Genomic DNA, 14,746 nt, shown 5'->3' with positions numbered 1-14,746 from the left:
TCCTGCTTACCAGGTGAAGAAGCCCTGGCCGGTCTTCCGGCCGAGGTGTCCCGCCGCCACCTTCTCCCGCAGCAACGACGGCGGCTCGAACCGCGGCCCCAGCTCCGCCGCCAGGTGCGACGCGATGGCCAGCCGCACGTCCAGCCCGACCAGGTCCGTCAGCCGCAGCGGGCCCATCGGCCACCCGTAGCCCAGCCGCATGCCGGTGTCGATGTCCTCGGCGCTCGCGACGCCCTCTTCGAGCATCCGGATCGCCTCCATGCCGACCGCGACCCCGAGCCGCGACGTGGCGAACCCCGGCGCGTCCCGCACCTCGATCACGGTCTTGCCCAGCTCCTCGGCCCAGCCGCGGACGCGGGCCACCACGTCGGCGGCCACCCCGGCGTGGTGCACCAGCTCGACCAGCTGCTGCACCGGCACGGGGTTGAAGAAGTGCATGCCCAGCACCCGTTCGCCGGGCAGCCCCTCGGCCAGCGCCGAGATCGACAACGACGACGTGTTCGACGCCAGCACCGCGTCCGGGCACGCCGAAGCGGCCTCGCCGAGCACCCGCCGCTTCAGCTCCAGGTCCTCCGGGACGGCCTCGACCACCAGCGCCGCACCCCGCCCGACCTGCGTGTCCAGCCGTTCCACCACGGTCAGGCGGCGCACCAGCTCGTGCGGCACGCCGTCCAGCTTGCCCCGCTCCGAAGCCTTGGCCAGCGACGCCTCCACCGCCCGCCGCGCCGCCGCGGCACGGTCCGCGCCCGCCTCCACCAGCACGACCTCGTGCCCCCCGGCGAGGAGCAGGTGGGCGACACCGGCGCCCATCGTGCCGCCGCCGATCACCACCGCGATCATCAGGCCACGACCTCCGCGGCGAACATGGCGACCAGCTCGACGCCGCCGATCTCGTTCAGGTTCGCGCCCGCCGCCTGCCACTCCGACGACCGGAACGCGTCCTTCATGGCGTCGGCGGACTCGAAGTACATCTCGGCCACGATGTGCAGCTCGTGCTCGCCGAGGAAACCGGGCACGAAGACGCGGGTGACCTTCGCCACCTCGGCCCGCAGCAGGCCGGGCGTCCGCTCGACCAGCGGCAGGTGCGAGGCGAAGTAGGCCTCGTCGAACGCCTCGACGTCGGCCGGTTTCCGGTACAGGGCGACGTACTTGACCATGTGACACCTTCCGTCCGGTTTCGCCAGCGAATGTAACACCGGCACGATGGGCAGGTGCGGATCATCCTGCTGCGCCACGGGCAGAGCCTGGGCAACGTCGACGAGCTGGCGTACTGCCGCATCCCCGACCACGCCCTCCCGTTGACCGAACTGGGCGAACACCAGGCGAGGGCCGCCGGACCGCGGATCAAGGAACTCCTCGACGGCGACCCGGCGGCCGTGTACGTCAGCCCGTACGTGCGGACCAAGGCCACCCTCCGCCACCTCGACCTCGGCGACCAGGTGGAGCGCACGGTCGCCGAGCCGAGGCTGCGGGAACAGGACTGGGGCAACCTCCAGGACCCCGTGCAGCAGGAGGTGCTCAAGCACCAGCGGCACGCGTTCGGGCACTTCTTCTTCCGGCTGCCCAACGGCGAGTCCGGCGCGGACGTGGACGACCGCCTGGCCGCGTTCCTGACCGACCTGGAGACCCGGATGCAGGACCCGGCCCATCCCGGCACGGCGCTCGTGGTGTCACACGGCCTCACGATCCGCCTGCTGTGCCGTCGCCTGTTCGGGTGGAGCATCGAGCTGTTCGAGTCCCTGTCGAACCTGGAGACGTGCGAGGACCGCGTCCTCACCCACGACGGCACGACCTGGCGCCTGGACCGCCCGTTCGACCAGTGGCGGACGTCCCCGGACGGCGAGACCCAGGGCCCGATCGGCTAGGGCCTGTTTCACGAGTCTCGTTCGATGAGAGTCGCGCCTGAGGTGGTTCCTGGCGGTGCGGCCGAATGGGCCGCATACCGCTGTTGTATGTGGCCCATTCGGCCGTGCCCCCAGGGGCCGCCTCAGGCCCGACTATCGCGAACACGGACTCGTGAAACAGGCCCTAGTTCGGCACGACGTCCGCGACCACGCACACCACGTTGTCCGGGCCACCTCCCGCGTTGGCCAGCTCGACCAGCCGCCGGGTGGCTTCCTCCGGCTCGTGCTCGGACACCAGCACCTCGCGCAACGACTCCTCCGGCACCACGGTGTGCAGGCCGTCCGAGCACAGCAGGTACCGGTCACCGGGCAGGGCGTCGTGCAGCGCCAGGTCCGGCTCCACCGCCTTGCCGTGCAGGGCGCGCACCAGCAGCGACCGCTGCGGGTGGCTGACCGCCTCTTCCTCCGTGAGCCTGCCCTCCGCGATCAACGACCGCACGGCCGTGTGGTCGTGCGTGATGCGGAACAGCCGGCCGCCGCGCAGCAGGTACACCCGCGCGTCGCCGACGTGCACCAGGCCCAGCCGCGACCCGGACAGCACCATCGCGGTCAACGTCGTGCCGCTGCACCCGTCGGCGGGGTTGGCCGACAGGTACTCCTCCACCGCCGTCCCCGCCTGCCGCACGGCGTCCGCCAGCGTGTTGAGCAGCTCGCCCGCCGGTATCGCGGTGTCCAGCCTGGCCAGCGTGTCGATCGCCATCGAGCTCAGCGGCTCGCCCCGCGCGCCGAAGCCGTCCGCCACGGCCAGCAGCCGCTCGCCCGCGTAGCCGACGTCCTGGTTCGAGTCGCGGACGAGCCCTCGATCGGTCCTCAACGCGTACCGCAACGTCACGGTCATCGTGTCGTCCTTCCCGGAGAGTTGTTCCACGAGGAAGGCGGCGAGGCTCCGGCGTGCCGCGGTGTCGGCCTCGACCTGCGCCCAGTAGGCGCGCACCTCGGCGGCGGCGTCCTCGGGCTCCAGCTCGCACACCCCTCGGATGCGGGCCAGCGGCATCCCGAGCCTGCGCAGCCACGCCACCAGCCGGGCCCGCTCCACCTGGTCCGGCGAGTACAGGCGGTACCCCGACAGCGGATCCACCCTGGCGGGCGTGAGCAGCCCCAGCTCGTCGTAGAGTCGCAAGGCCTTCGGCGACAACCGCACGACCCGCGCGAACGCCCCGATGGTCAACAGCTCCACGCCCCACCCCTCCCTCGGCCGGGCCGCTCGGCCCGACGAGGACACCGTGCGGCTTCACCCAGGGTGAAGGTCAACCGACGGCGGAATCCACCACGGACGGGGACCGATCACGCACCAAACCGCTCAGCGACACCGTCGCCGCCACACCCAGCACCGCCAACGCGGGCCAGTCGGCGACCAGGTGCCCCTCGTCACCGACCACGAAGCTCCCGTACAGCCCCCAGCACTGCACCGCGGTCAGCGCCGCGCCGGGCACGGTCGTCCACCACGAGACGACCACCACGACCACCACCAGCAGGAGCAGGGCGAACACCGGCCAACTGCCCGCCAGCGCGGTCACCACCACTCCGCCCGCGAAACCCAGCGCGGACCCGTGCACCGTTCCGACCATGACCGGCCATTCAACGCCCAGTTGAGACGCACGCCACCCCTCCCTCGACCAGGTTCACCGGATCGCGTGAGGCACGATCGTCCGAATGAGCTTCTACGACGTCCTGCACCGGCGACGGGACACCAGGGGCGAGTTCACCGGCGCCCCGATCCCGCCGGACGTGCTGCGCCGGGTGCTCACCGCCGCGCACGCCGCGCCCAGCGTGGGCCTGTCCCAGCCGTGGGACTTCATCGTCGTGCGCGACGAGCACACCCGCCGCGCGTTCCGCGACCACGTCCACGCCGAGCGCAGCGTCTTCGCCTCCGAGCTCGACCCCCGGCAGGCCGAGCTGTTCGCCCGGATCAAGGTCGAGGGCATCCTGGAGTCGTCCCTGGCGGTGGTCGTCACCTACGACCCCGACCGGGGCTCTCCGGCCGTGCTCGGCAGGCACGCGATCGCCGACGCGGGCCTGTACTCCGTCTGCCTGGCCATCCAGAACCTGTGGCTGGCCGCCACCGCCGAGGGCCTCGGCGTCGGCTGGGTCAGCTTCTACCGCGAGGACGTGCTGCGCCGGCTGCTGGACATCCCGCAACCCCTGCGCCCGGTGGCGTGGCTGTGCGTCGGGCCCGTCAAGTGCCTGCCGGACACCCCCGACCTGGAACGGCACGGCTGGCGCAACCGGTTGCCCTTGGAGGAAGTCCTGCACGAGGAGCGGTACACACGGCGTTCGGGCCGGTAGCCTGTGGTAGCCGTGCCGGCGGCGAGCGGTCCCGCGTACCGCCTCGCCGAGTCGGAATGGAGTGTCAGCACGAGTGGAGCAGCGAGATCGGCTGGTAGCCGAACAGGTCCCACAACAAGACCTCGAGGTCAAGGCGTTGCTGAACGCTGGCCGCCTGCCCGAGGCCAACACCCTGTTCGACCAGGTGGTGAGCCGCGTCCCACCGGGCGCCGACCGCTGGCAGCGCTCCGCCGTGCTGATCAACCGCGCCAAGCTGGCCTGGCGCCTCGGCCGCATCCCGCTGGCCCTGGAACTGGCCGCCGAGGGCTGGACCGATCTGGACGGTGAGGCCGGCGACAACCCCGCCGCCGCCCAAGCCATGCACGCCCTCGCCTACCTGCTGGAGGGCATCGGCAACCGCCGTGCCGCCGTGGACATGCTCCGCCTGTCCGTCCAGGTGGCCCGCCGCGCCGCCGCCGTCGAGGTCCTGGGCCACTGCCTGCAGGGCTTGGGCGGCACGCTGAACTTCCGCGCGATCTCCTCGGACCCCGAACGCGCCCCGGCGATCTTCGAAGAGGCCCGCGCCTACCTCAAAGAAGGACTCGAACTCGCCCAGGACCAACAGATGCGGCGCGCCCTCCTCGCCGCCTACAGCCGTTCGCTGGCCGGCGTCGGCGAGTTGGAACAGGCCGAGGAGAACGCCCAGGAGGCCCTGCGCCAAGCCCAGGAAGCCGGCGACAAGTGGGCTTCCGCCGTCGCCTGCTGGGTCCTCGCCGTCGTCCGCCGCGACCAGGGCGACCTGGTCCAGGCCCGCACCCTGGCCAGCCGCGCCGTCGCCGCCTCCGAGTCGATCAACGACCCGTCCCTGCTGCTGCGCTTCTCCCTCGACCTGGCCGACATCTGCGCCGAGATGGGCGACCACGTGGGTGAAGCCACCGCCCTGCGCTGCTCCGTGGCCGCCGGCCGCACCGCCACCGAGACGCTCCAGGAAGGACTGGGCCAGGCGCTCGAACAACGCCGCGTCGCCGTCCAAGCCCAACGCCTGGCCGTCGCCGCCCAGGAAGCCGCCGCCCGCGACCCCCTCACCGGCCTCGCGAACCGCCTGGGCCTGGAACGCGCCGCCGCCGGCCTCCTCGAATCCACCGCCGCCCGCGGCCGCGTCCCCTGGCTCGTCCTGGTCGACGTCGACCGCTTCAAGGGGGTGAACGACGACGCCGGCCACGCCGCGGGCGACGCCACCCTGCGCGAGATCGCCCAACTGCTCCGCCGCGAGTGCCGCGCCGCCGACCTGGTCGCGCGCTGGGCAGGCGACGAGTTCGTCGTCCTCCTCGGCGACACCGACGGCAACACCCTCGAAGTGGGCCCGACCGTCGCCGAACGCATCCGCGCCGCCGTCGACAGCCACGACTGGACCGTCGTCCTGGGCACCACCAGACGCCCCACCGTCAGCATCGGCGTCGCCGCCGGACCAGCCAAACTGGACCAACTGTTCGCCGCCGCCGACATGGCCCTCTACCGCGCCAAACGCCACGGCCGCAACCGCGTCGAAGTCGAACCCCACCTCGTCGTCCCGGAAACCGTCTCCGGCAACTAACCCCAAGCCACCACGCCACCACAGCCCACGACTCTGGTGCCCGAATCGCACCCACATCGGACCCGCAGCCGACCGCAAAAGGCCCGATTTTACATGGGGTTCGGGTGCTTTAGGCTGGTCGAAGCCGGCAGGCCTGGCGGGACGCTTTTCCCCGCCGGGCCTGCCGGCTTTGGCCTGCCTGGAGTACCCGTAAGGGGCCCCATGTCAAATCGAGCCGGACCCAACCACCGAGCCACCCCGAACGTTGAACTCAGGTGCCCTGAACGTAGGACACGCACGACGCGAACGTAGGACACGCACGCCCTGAACGTACGACTCTCGCGCTCTGAACGTTCGACTCTCGTGCCTTGAGCACCTAAGCGATCAACCCACCCCGGAACGCGACCAACGCCGCCTGCACCCGGTTGACCGCCCCGATCTTGCCCAACACCGACGACACATAACCCTTCACGGTCGCCTCCGACAGGTGCAACGTCCCACCGATCTCGGCGTTGGACATCCCCTGTCCGATCAGGACCAACACCTCGCGCTCCCGTTCGGACAGCGAAGCCAGCAACCGCCGCGCCGGTTCGGCCGCCCGTTCACCGTCGGCGACCGCCGCCAGCACCCGCGCCGCCACACCGGGATCGAGCACCGCGCCACCCACCGCGAGGTCGCGCACGGCCCTGACCAGCTGTTCCGGTTCGGTGTCCTTGAGCAGGAACCCGGAAGCGCCCAACCGCAGCGCCTCCGACACGTACTCGTCCACGTCGAACGTGGTCAGCATGGCGATCTTCGGCGGGTCCGGGATGGCGCGCAGCCTGCGCAGCGCCATCAGCCCGTCGGACGACCGCATCCGGATGTCCAGCAGCACGACGTGCGGGCGGTGCCGGCGTGCCAGGTCGGCCACCAGGTGCCCGTCATCGCATTCGGCCACGACCTCAATGTCGCCTGCGCTGCTGAGGATCATGCGAAGGCCGGACCGGACGAGGTCTTCGTCATCGGCCAGCATCACCTTGATCACGACGCCTCCCCGCGTTGGCGTTTCGTGTTCGTACCCGTTCAGCCTCGCGCACGAACACGCAAGCTGACGTTAATTCCCCGTTATCTCACCACGGACGGACGCGGGTTCAGCCTGTTCACAGTTGCCAGGACCAGCAATGGCCCATGGGACCGTTGTCACAACCGATCCAGCACGTACGCGACCTCTTCGCGCAACCGCGGCAGCAGGGCGTAGAGCCGGTCGCCCGGGCAGAGGGTGTCCCGGTAGTCCCGGTGGCCCTGGATCGCCGTCGCCGGGATGCCGTACTGCGCGCACGTGTAGACGCAGAACGACACCAACGAGTCCCACTGCGACTTCGGCGGCTCCACGTCCATGTAGAGGCCTTCGTTCTCGATTCCGATGGCCGCCGTGTTCTGACCGGGACAGTGCGCGCCCACCACGACCCGGTCACCGCCCCGCAACGCGGCCAGGCTGCCGTGCCTGCCCTCCATCAGGAACCCGCCCCGGCTGTTGGTGAAGTGCTGGCCGGAGTCGATCCAGCCGTTGGTGTCCATGTGCAGGTTCTGGATCCACCGGGCGTTGGCGTACGCGGCCGCCTGCGAGTAGTCGGTGACGTTCGCCGACGCGGTGTGGTGGATCAGGATCCGCACGGGCCGTTCGTTCACAACCGTCGTCGGCTGCGCCGGCGGCCTCGCGCCCCAGTCGGCGCAACTCCGGATGGGCAGTACGGGCGAAGCCTGCGCCGCGCCGCCCCCCAGCCCGACGAGCACCCCCGCACCGGCGAGCCCGGCGAGCAGCGATCGACGTCGCATCATGTAAATCATTCCCGCAACCCAACTCGTTCACGTCAACCCCCAACACCCCAACGGCTGAACCCCTCCCCATAAACGCGAAGACCTTTCGCGAATCCACGACCAGCCAGTAACGTGCGTCACACGATCCCTGCCTGGAAGGAGCTTCGCGCCATGCGGAGAGCCGCCCGATCGCTAGCCGTGGTCGCCCTCCTCACCGCCGCGGCCGTCACCGTCCCCGCCGCACCCGGCACCGCCACACCCGGCACCGCTCAACCCGAGGTCAGGACCACCGCGTTCACCGCGGACGACCACTGCCTCGGCCAGTGCCACGACGTGCTGCCACCCGGCCAGAACGGCAACGCCACCCTCGCCGAGATCCTGGCCCACCGCGCCCTCGGCACCCGCCCGGCGCACTCGGCCGACCAGCTCGGCCGCTACGACTCGCTCGTCTCCGGCTACGGCGGCCTCACCAACGACCAGCTCGGCGCGTTCTTCAACGACGCCTCGTTCGGCGTTCCGGCCGACCAGGTCGAGAGCACGATCAAGCCGCGCGCCGACGTCACGATCGTCCGCGACAAGACCCTCGGCATGCCGCACATCTACGGCACGACCCGTTCGGGCACCGAGTTCGGTGCCGGGTACGCCGCCGCGCAGGACCGGCTCTGGCTGATGGACCTGTTCCGCCACCTCGGCCGCGGCCAGCTGTCCGGGTTCGCGGGCGGCGCCGAGGGCAACCGGGCGTTGGAGCAGAGCTTCTACAACCAGATCCCCTACACGGAGGCCGACCTCCAGGCGCAGATCGACCAGGTGGCCGCCCAGGGTCCGCGTGGCGCGCAGGCGTTGCAGGACGTCAAGGACTACATCGCGGGCATCAACGCCTACATCACCACCTCCGTCAACAACCGCACGTTCCCCGGCGAGTACGTCCTGACCGGGCACGCCGACGCGATCACCAACTGGAACGACATCAAGCCGTTCCAGCCGACCGACCTGGTCGCGATCGCGGCCGTCGTGGGCGGCCTGTTCGGTGCCGGCGGTGGCGGCGAGGTGCAGAACGCCCTGGTCAAGCTCGCCGCCCAGAACAAGTACGGTCCCACCGTCGGCGACCGGGTCTGGCGGTCGTTCCGCGAGCAGAACGACCCGGAGGCCGTCCTCACCCTCCACAACGGCCAACGCTTCCCGTACGCCACCACTCCCACCGCACCCCAGGGAACAGCGCTACCGGACAACGGGATCGTCACCCCGGAACCGATGGTCTACAACGCAACCACCGCCGCATCCTCCACAGTAGACATACCGCCGAACCTGGAACCCCTCAAGGGCCTCTTCGCCGACGGCGTCCTACCCCCCGGCCTCCTCACCCGCAAGCAGGGCATGTCCAACGCCCTGGCCGTGTCCGGCGCGCACACCGACACCGGCAACCCGATCGCCGTCTGGGGACCGCAAACCGGCTACTTCGCGCCGCAACTGCTGATGCTGCAAGAACTCCACGGCCCCGGCCTGCGCGCCCGCGGCGTGTCGTTCGCCGGCGTGTCGATGTACGTGCAGCTCGGTCGCGGCGTCGACTACTCGTGGAGCGCGACCTCCGCCGGCCAGGACATCACCGACACCTACGCCGTCGAACTGTGCGAGCCGACCGGCGCCGCACCCACCGCCGACTCGCTGCACTACCGCTACCACGGCCAGTGCCTGCCGATGGAACGCCTGGAGCGCAAGAACTCCTGGAAGCCCACGGTCGCCGACCCCACCCCCGCCGGTTCGTACACCCTCGTCATGCACCGCACCAAGTACGGCCTGGTGCAGAGCCGCGCCAAGGTCGACGGGAAGTTCGTCGCCTACACCTCGCTGCGCTCCACCTACCTGCACGAGGTGGACTCGATCATCGGGTTCCAGGAGTTCAACGACCCCGACGCGATCAAGTCGGCCGCCGATTTCCAGCGCGCCGCCGAGCACATCGGGTACGCGTTCAACTGGTTCTACGTGGACTCGCGCGACACCGCGTACTTCAACTCCGGCTCGAACCCGGTGCGCAAGGCGACCGTCGACCCGCACCTGCCGGTGAAGGCCGAGCCCGCGTACGAGTGGGAGGGCTGGAACGCCGACCGCAACACCGCGACCTACACGCCGTTCGCGCAGCACCCGAACTCGGTCAACCAGGACTACTACATCAGCTGGAACAACAAGCAGGCCCTCGACTACTCCGCGTCCGGCTACGGCATGGGCTCGGTGCACCGCGGTGACCTGCTGGACGACCGCGTCCGACAGTTGATCGCCAACGGCAAGGTCACCCGGTCCTCGCTCACGAAAGCCATGGCCGAAGCCGGCGTCGCCGACCTCCGCGCCGAACAGGTCCTCCCCGACCTGCTGCGCGTCCTCGACACGGCACCGGTCACCGACCCGACCCTCGCCGCCGCCGTCACCAAGCTCCGCGACTGGCGGCGATCCGGCTCTCTGCGCAAGGAGACCTCGCGCGGCAGCAAGACCTACGCCCACGCCGACGCCATCCGGCTGCTCGACGCGTGGTGGCCGCGCCTGGTGGAGGCGCAGTTCAAGCCGGGTCTCGGTGACGCCCTCTACGGTCAGCTCACCCGTGCCCTCCAGGTCGACGAACCACCGTCGGACGCGCACGGCACCGCGCCGCACAAGGGCTCCTCGTTCCAGAACGGCTGGTGGAGCTACGTCGACAAGGACCTGCGCGCCGTCCTCGGCGACCAGGTCGACGGTCCCCTCGGCGCCCGCTACTGCGGCGCCGGGAACCTCGCAGCGTGCCGCCAGACGCTCCTGGACAGCCTCGGCGCCGCCGCCGCGACTCCCGCGACCACCGTCTACCCCGGTGACGACTCGTGCGCCGCAGGTGACCAGTGGTGCGCCGACACGATCATCCACCGCGCCATGGGCGGCATCACGCACGACAAGGTGAACTGGCAGAACCGGCCCACCTACCAGCAGGTCGTGCAGTTCCCGTCCCGCCGGGGTACGAACCTGGCCAACCTCGCCGCGGGCGCCACCGCCACCGCCAGCAGCTACGAGCGCGGCTGGTACCACTCGCCGCCGTCCAACGCGGTGGACGGCGACCCGGGCACCCGCTGGGCCAGTGACTGGTCCGACCCGCAGTGGTTGCAGGTGGACCTGGGCGCGACGCGCACCGTCGGCCGCGTCGTGGTGTCGTGGGAAGCGGCTTATGCCAAGGGATATCGCATAGAACTGTCCACTGATGGCCGAACCTGGCGGACTGTCAACACGACTTCCGCAGGAGATGGCGGCCGGGATCTTGCGTCCTTCCCACCCGATGCGGCACGATTCGTACGAATGACGGGTATCCAACGGGCAACGAGTTACGGATACTCGGTTTACGAACTTGAGGTCTACGTCACGTAGACCGGCCCACAGGAAGACCCCGGTCCACCCCCAGGGACCGGGGTCTTCCGCTGTCTCGGGCGTGTTTTCAACCTGACCAGGCCGTATCCGTCCTAGCGGGCCACGAAGAGGTAGTTGCGCACGCGGTCGTCGATCCGGTCCACCGGCCGCCACGTGGTCCGGTCCCAGGCGTGCATCCGGTAGCCGCGCTCGGCGAGCCAGTCCCGCACGTCGCCTGCCCGGTAGCCGAAGCGCCGCACGTGCCGCTCCTCGATCTCCAGGAGAAGTTTCGGTCGAAACCTCTCGATGGTGTCCGCACCGCCTTGCAGCACGCGCAATTCCGCGCCCTCGACGTCGGCCTTGACGAAGTCCAGCCGGTCGATGGCGTTGGCCGCGCAGAACCGGTCCAGGGTGTCCGTGCGGACCAGGACCTCCAGGTGCTCGGTGAACTCGGCGTTGGAGCCGAGGCCGTCCGCGCCGGAGGTGAGGAACGAGCGGCCGGTGACCGGCGTGCCGTGCCGGACCGGGACGCTCATCACCTCGCGGCCCTCGCTGACGCCCAGCGCGACGGAGTGCCGCACGACGTTGCGGCCCTCGCGCGGGCGCAGCAGGTACGACAGCGCGGGGTGCGCGAACACCAGCGGCTCGATGCTGTGCACTGTCCCTTGTGGACCGACGAGACGGGACAGCGAGACGGTGTAGAGGCCGAGCGCGGCGCCGATGTCGACGCACACGTCACCGGGCCGCACCACTTCGCGCAGGCCGATCAACTCGGGTTCGACGAACGGCGTGAGCCGGGCGAGGACGCGCAACGCGCCGGCCACGGCCGCGTCGCGCACCTCGGTCAGGTTGTGGGTCACGATCACCAGGTTAGGGAATCACGGCAGCGGCTTTGCGCCGTTCTGGTTCGGCTGCACTCGCGGGTGGGTTTGCGACGGCAGTTGCGCCTGGTGCTGGCCCTGGGGTGGCAGTTGGGGCTGTGGCGGCAGGCCGACCTGCTCGGCGAACTCCGCCGCCACCGACGAGCCGCCGTAGATGCCCAGCGCCTTGGCCAGGTGCAGGCGCACGTCGGTGCGGTGGCCGTCGTCCAGGCGGGGCAGGGCGCTCTCGAAGGAGGTGACGAGGGTGTCGGCCCAGTGCCGGTCCCGGCGCTGCCAGGCGATGCCGACGAGTTCGGCCAGGTGCCTGCTCAACTTGACCGCCTGCTCCACCTCGTAGCCGTTGCGGATGAGCCACCAGATCGTGGCGCTGGACAGGTCGGTCAGCACCTCGTCCCGCAGGTACTTGATCTCGGCGCGTTCGGCGTCCCGTTCGGCTTGGCGCATCGTGGTGGTCTGGAGCAGCTCGATGTGCTTGCGGGCCATCGCCAGGTCCTGCTCGTCCACGGTCAACTCGACCCCGTCCGCCCGTGCCCAGACGTGCGTGCCCTCGACCTGCCGTTCCGCCGCCAGTTCCGCGCCGAGCTGGTGCTGGAGCGGGGCGTGGTGCACCAGCATGGCGCGTTCGGTGAGGGCTTTGGCCCGGTGGATGATGTCGTTGACGGCGGCGCTGCGCGGTGCGTTGTGCCGTGCGCCGGTCGTCAGGTCGACGCGCCAGTGGATCGTCATCTTGGCGTGGAAGTCGAGCCCGTAGACCGCGCTGGGCAGCGGTGATTCGAACGGGTGCTCGTGCGAGGTCGAGGCCGGGACGAAGGCGTACTGCTCGGCGTTGGGGCGGGCGCGGAGCCGACGCCACCAGGCGCCGAGGGAGCCCAGGGGGCCGGGACGGAAGTCAGGCCAGGGACGGCTGCTCATGGGATGGCTTTCGTCGGAGGGGGATATGGCCCCCTCTGTACCTCACTGGACCGATGCGGAACAGATGAGGTCGCCCACTTCGCCCGGACAGCCGACCCCCGAGCCCCCGACCCCTAACCCAAGGTGCACACTCCTAGGCTTCCCGAGTGACAACCCCACCACCGGAAGCCCGACCTCCCACCGGGTAGGCTCACCCCCGCGCCCTCGTAGCTCAGGGGATAGAGCATCGGTTTCCTAAACCGTGTGTCGCAGGTTCGAATCCTGCCGGGGGCACTCACCTTTCGCCGGGTGAATCAGGCCCTGGCCAGCGGAAACGCGGCCGGGGCTTGATCTTTTCGGTCAGTCGCTGTCAGCCGGAATCTGCCCCTGTTTGCCGGGGTCCGCGAAACCACTGCGAAACGGCTCGACCCCCTGGGTCGGGTTCCCAGGGGGTCGCGGTGAGACCTGCACTACTCGTCACCGAACAGCGCTTCAACCAGCTTGTTGACCTTCTCGCGCTGCCCGTCGATGCACTTCGCATACACCTTGAGCAGCACGTCCACCGAGTGCCCCGCCCGCTCCGCCACCTCGGTGGCCGGAACACCACCATTGAGCATCAGCGACACTGCGGCGTGCCGAAGGTCGTACGGCCGCCCAGCCAGCGGAGAGGCCGCCTGAGCAGGCGTCAGGGCGTACCGGCGAGCCTCCTCCCACACTCGGTAGTAGGTGGACGAGGACACGACCCCTCCACTGGGTGAGCGGAACAGCCGCCCGTCCGGCCCGGTCCCGAACCGGTCGAGGTGATCCCGCAGGATGCGGACGAGCATTGGCGGGATCGGCACCGGCCGCACGTCCTTCACCCCACGGTGCTTCAAGCCGCGCCGGTCGTGGACCTCTCCGGAGTCCGTCCACCGCTTCCCAGCCGCCGGACGCGACTCCCCGAGCATGAGCAGGCCCCAGCCCTCCTCAGGCAGGGTGCAGTCATCCTCACGGAGCCCCAGGCCCTCAGCGGGCCGAGCAGCCGCGTAGTAACCGGTCGCGAAGAACGCCGCCAGGTGCGCGCCCCGGTCCTGGTTCCGCCGACCGACGTAGGTCACCGCGGTCAACAGCCGCTCCACCTGGCCGGGGTTGGCAACAACACGCGGGTCAACCTGCTCGACCACCTTCGCGACCTTGCGCTTCACCCTGGTCAGCGGGTTGTCCGGGATCAGACCCAGCTCGACCGCGTAGGACAGCAGGTTGAACAGCACGGCCCGTTTTCGCTGGTAGACCGTCGCAGCCGCCGCCTTGCCGTCGAGTTTCACCGCCAGTGCGTCCAGCACCTCACGGACCGCCACAGCGTCCGTCAGCTCGAACAGCGGACGCGAGTTCCCGACCAGCCAGTCAACGACCTCCCGGCCCTCACGCGACAGCTCGTCGTCTCGGGTAGTCGGAGGCAGGAGGTTGCGCGTGAGCACGCCCCGCAGTTCGTTCACCTCTGGCCGTCCAGCTCCATCCCGGACGAACGCCGCCCCAGCCGTAGCCAGCGCCTCCACGGTGCTTCCCCGAGTAGTAGCAGCAGCATCCGGCCACTTCGTGTCCATATAGGACTGCGCGAACTCCACGAAGGACAGCGAGTTGCGCCGCTTCAGCTCACAGATCGGGTAACCCGTCTCGACGTCGAACTCCTCACCCCGTCGAGCAGCCTGCATCAGCTCCGACCGCCGACTGTTGGCCAGAGCCTTGGTCCCGAACCACTCCGAGTGCGCCTTGGTGTCAGTCACCCACCGCACGCCGTAGGGCCGAGCCTTCCTCTTCCCGTCCTTGCCCTTCTTCTTCGACCAGTCCGCGATCTCCCAGAACCGAACCTTGAACGTGGTGGTCACGCCGCCGCCCGGTACAGGTCATCGAGCCAAGCGAGGAAGTCCACCCGCTTGCACCGCAGCTCACCGTTGGGCAGCGAGAAGCACCGAGGCCCCTTCCCCGTCTGCCGCCACTTGTAGAACGTGTCCCGCGAGACCTCCCCGCCCAGGGCCTCCAACATCTCCGGAACAGACATCAACTCAGCCAGCTCACGCACTTTGCCGCTCATCCCCGAA

General features: G+C 70.0%; 14 protein-coding genes and 1 tRNA gene. 5 read left to right on the top strand and 10 right to left on the bottom strand.

The window, feature by feature from the left end; all coding sequences use genetic code 11:
- Positions 1–6 precede the first annotated feature (6 nt).
- Both A6A25_RS29080 and A6A25_RS29075 read right to left on the bottom strand, forming a co-directional pair.
- Positions 7–840, bottom strand: a complete 834-nt coding sequence (locus tag A6A25_RS29080) for a 3-hydroxyacyl-CoA dehydrogenase family protein (protein WP_073895576.1) — start codon at positions 838–840, stop codon at positions 7–9.
- Positions 840–1,157, bottom strand: a complete 318-nt coding sequence (locus A6A25_RS29075; RefSeq protein ID WP_073895574.1) for an EthD family reductase — start codon at positions 1,155–1,157, stop codon at positions 840–842. Before A6A25_RS29075 ends, A6A25_RS29080 begins: the two co-directional genes overlap by 1 nt.
- A 54-nt stretch (positions 1,158–1,211) precedes the next feature.
- Here A6A25_RS29075 and A6A25_RS29070 point away from each other — a divergent pair, with 54 nt between their 5' ends.
- The gene (locus A6A25_RS29070) at positions 1,212–1,865 is read left to right on the top strand and encodes a histidine phosphatase family protein (protein WP_073895572.1); all 654 of its coding nucleotides are present in this window, start codon (positions 1,212–1,214) and stop codon (positions 1,863–1,865) included.
- A 163-nt stretch (positions 1,866–2,028) separates the two neighbouring features.
- On the opposite strand, the gene A6A25_RS29065 is transcribed toward A6A25_RS29070, so the two are convergent.
- Both A6A25_RS29065 and A6A25_RS29060 read right to left on the bottom strand, forming a co-directional pair.
- Positions 2,029–3,081 carry a MerR family transcriptional regulator gene (locus A6A25_RS29065; RefSeq protein WP_073895570.1) on the bottom strand — a complete coding sequence of 351 codons (1,053 nt, stop codon included), beginning with the start codon at positions 3,079–3,081 and terminating at the stop codon, positions 2,029–2,031.
- 70 nt (positions 3,082–3,151) lie between these two features.
- Complete coding sequence (locus A6A25_RS29060) at positions 3,152–3,472, bottom strand: hypothetical protein (RefSeq protein ID WP_073895568.1); 321 nt, start codon at positions 3,470–3,472, stop codon at positions 3,152–3,154.
- Between the two features lie 85 nt (positions 3,473–3,557).
- On the opposite strand from A6A25_RS29060, the gene bluB reads away from it, so the two are divergent.
- Positions 3,558–4,190 carry a 5,6-dimethylbenzimidazole synthase gene (gene bluB / locus A6A25_RS29055; RefSeq protein ID WP_073895566.1) on the top strand — a complete coding sequence of 211 codons (633 nt, stop codon included), beginning with the start codon at positions 3,558–3,560 and terminating at the stop codon, positions 4,188–4,190.
- 73 nt (positions 4,191–4,263) lie between these two features.
- Positions 4,264–5,763, top strand: a complete 1,500-nt coding sequence (locus A6A25_RS29050) for a GGDEF domain-containing protein (RefSeq protein ID WP_073895564.1) — start codon at positions 4,264–4,266, stop codon at positions 5,761–5,763.
- 355 nt (positions 5,764–6,118) lie between these two features.
- Here the strand turns inward: A6A25_RS29050 and A6A25_RS29045 are convergent, their stop codons facing one another.
- Together A6A25_RS29045 and A6A25_RS29040 are read right to left on the bottom strand one after the other, a co-directional pair.
- Positions 6,119–6,766: a response regulator gene (locus A6A25_RS29045; protein WP_073895563.1), complete on the bottom strand. Its 648-nt coding sequence runs from the start codon at positions 6,764–6,766 to the stop codon at positions 6,119–6,121.
- A 155-nt stretch (positions 6,767–6,921) separates the two neighbouring features.
- Positions 6,922–7,557, bottom strand: a complete 636-nt coding sequence (locus A6A25_RS29040; protein ID WP_241828977.1) for a peptidoglycan recognition protein family protein — start codon at positions 7,555–7,557, stop codon at positions 6,922–6,924.
- A 153-nt stretch (positions 7,558–7,710) separates the two neighbouring features.
- Between A6A25_RS29040 and A6A25_RS29035 the strand changes: the two genes are divergently transcribed.
- Positions 7,711–10,917, top strand: coding sequence for a penicillin acylase family protein (locus A6A25_RS29035; protein ID WP_073895561.1), 3,207 nt, complete (start codon positions 7,711–7,713; stop codon positions 10,915–10,917).
- A gap of 92 nt (positions 10,918–11,009) precedes the next feature.
- Here A6A25_RS29035 and A6A25_RS29030 read toward each other — a convergent pair whose 3' ends face one another.
- Both A6A25_RS29030 and A6A25_RS29025 read right to left on the bottom strand, forming a co-directional pair.
- The gene (locus tag A6A25_RS29030) at positions 11,010–11,756 is read right to left on the bottom strand and encodes an FkbM family methyltransferase (RefSeq protein ID WP_073896143.1); all 747 of its coding nucleotides are present in this window, start codon (positions 11,754–11,756) and stop codon (positions 11,010–11,012) included.
- 18 nt (positions 11,757–11,774) lie between these two features.
- Positions 11,775–12,689, bottom strand: a complete 915-nt coding sequence (locus A6A25_RS29025) for a hypothetical protein (RefSeq protein WP_241828976.1) — start codon at positions 12,687–12,689, stop codon at positions 11,775–11,777.
- 200 nt (positions 12,690–12,889) lie between these two features.
- Between A6A25_RS29025 and A6A25_RS29020 the strand changes: the two genes are divergently transcribed.
- Positions 12,890–12,962 (top strand) — tRNA-Arg (locus A6A25_RS29020).
- A 176-nt stretch (positions 12,963–13,138) separates the two neighbouring features.
- On the opposite strand, the gene A6A25_RS45885 is transcribed toward A6A25_RS29020, so the two are convergent.
- The gene (locus A6A25_RS45885; RefSeq protein WP_073895560.1) at positions 13,139–14,533 is read right to left on the bottom strand and encodes a tyrosine-type recombinase/integrase; all 1,395 of its coding nucleotides are present in this window, start codon (positions 14,531–14,533) and stop codon (positions 13,139–13,141) included.
- A complete protein-coding gene (locus A6A25_RS29010; RefSeq protein ID WP_073895559.1) occupies positions 14,530–14,739 on the bottom strand; it encodes a helix-turn-helix transcriptional regulator in 210 nt (69 codons plus the stop codon). The genes A6A25_RS45885 and A6A25_RS29010 overlap by 4 nt, the downstream gene beginning before the upstream one ends.
- Between the last annotated feature and the right edge of the window lie 7 nt (positions 14,740–14,746).

Origin of the sequence: Saccharothrix sp. CB00851, from assembly GCF_001905065.1 — a bacterium.
GTDB lineage: Bacteria > Actinomycetota > Actinomycetes > Mycobacteriales > Pseudonocardiaceae > Actinosynnema.
The sequence above is the reverse complement of the archived record's forward strand: the minus strand, read 5'-3'. Positions and strand labels throughout refer to the sequence as shown.

What these genes read in the sequence shown, in the direction of transcription:
- A6A25_RS29025 (WP_241828976.1), bottom strand. Translation starts at nt 12,689, where the DNA reads ATGAGCAGCCGTCCCTGGCCTGACTTCCGTCCCGGCCCCCTGGGCTCC.
- A6A25_RS29075 (WP_073895574.1), bottom strand. Translation starts at nt 1,157, where the DNA reads ATGGTCAAGTACGTCGCCCTGTACCGGAAACCGGCCGACGTCGAGGCG.
- bluB (WP_073895566.1), top strand. Translation starts at nt 3,558, where the DNA reads ATGAGCTTCTACGACGTCCTGCACCGGCGACGGGACACCAGGGGCGAG.
- A6A25_RS29035 (WP_073895561.1), top strand. Translation starts at nt 7,711, where the DNA reads ATGCGGAGAGCCGCCCGATCGCTAGCCGTGGTCGCCCTCCTCACCGCC.
- A6A25_RS29080 (WP_073895576.1), bottom strand. Translation starts at nt 840, where the DNA reads ATGATCGCGGTGGTGATCGGCGGCGGCACGATGGGCGCCGGTGTCGCC.
- A6A25_RS29010 (WP_073895559.1), bottom strand. Translation starts at nt 14,739, where the DNA reads ATGAGCGGCAAAGTGCGTGAGCTGGCTGAGTTGATGTCTGTTCCGGAG.
- A6A25_RS29060 (WP_073895568.1), bottom strand. Translation starts at nt 3,472, where the DNA reads ATGGTCGGAACGGTGCACGGGTCCGCGCTGGGTTTCGCGGGCGGAGTG.
- A6A25_RS29040 (WP_241828977.1), bottom strand. Translation starts at nt 7,557, where the DNA reads ATGCGACGTCGATCGCTGCTCGCCGGGCTCGCCGGTGCGGGGGTGCTC.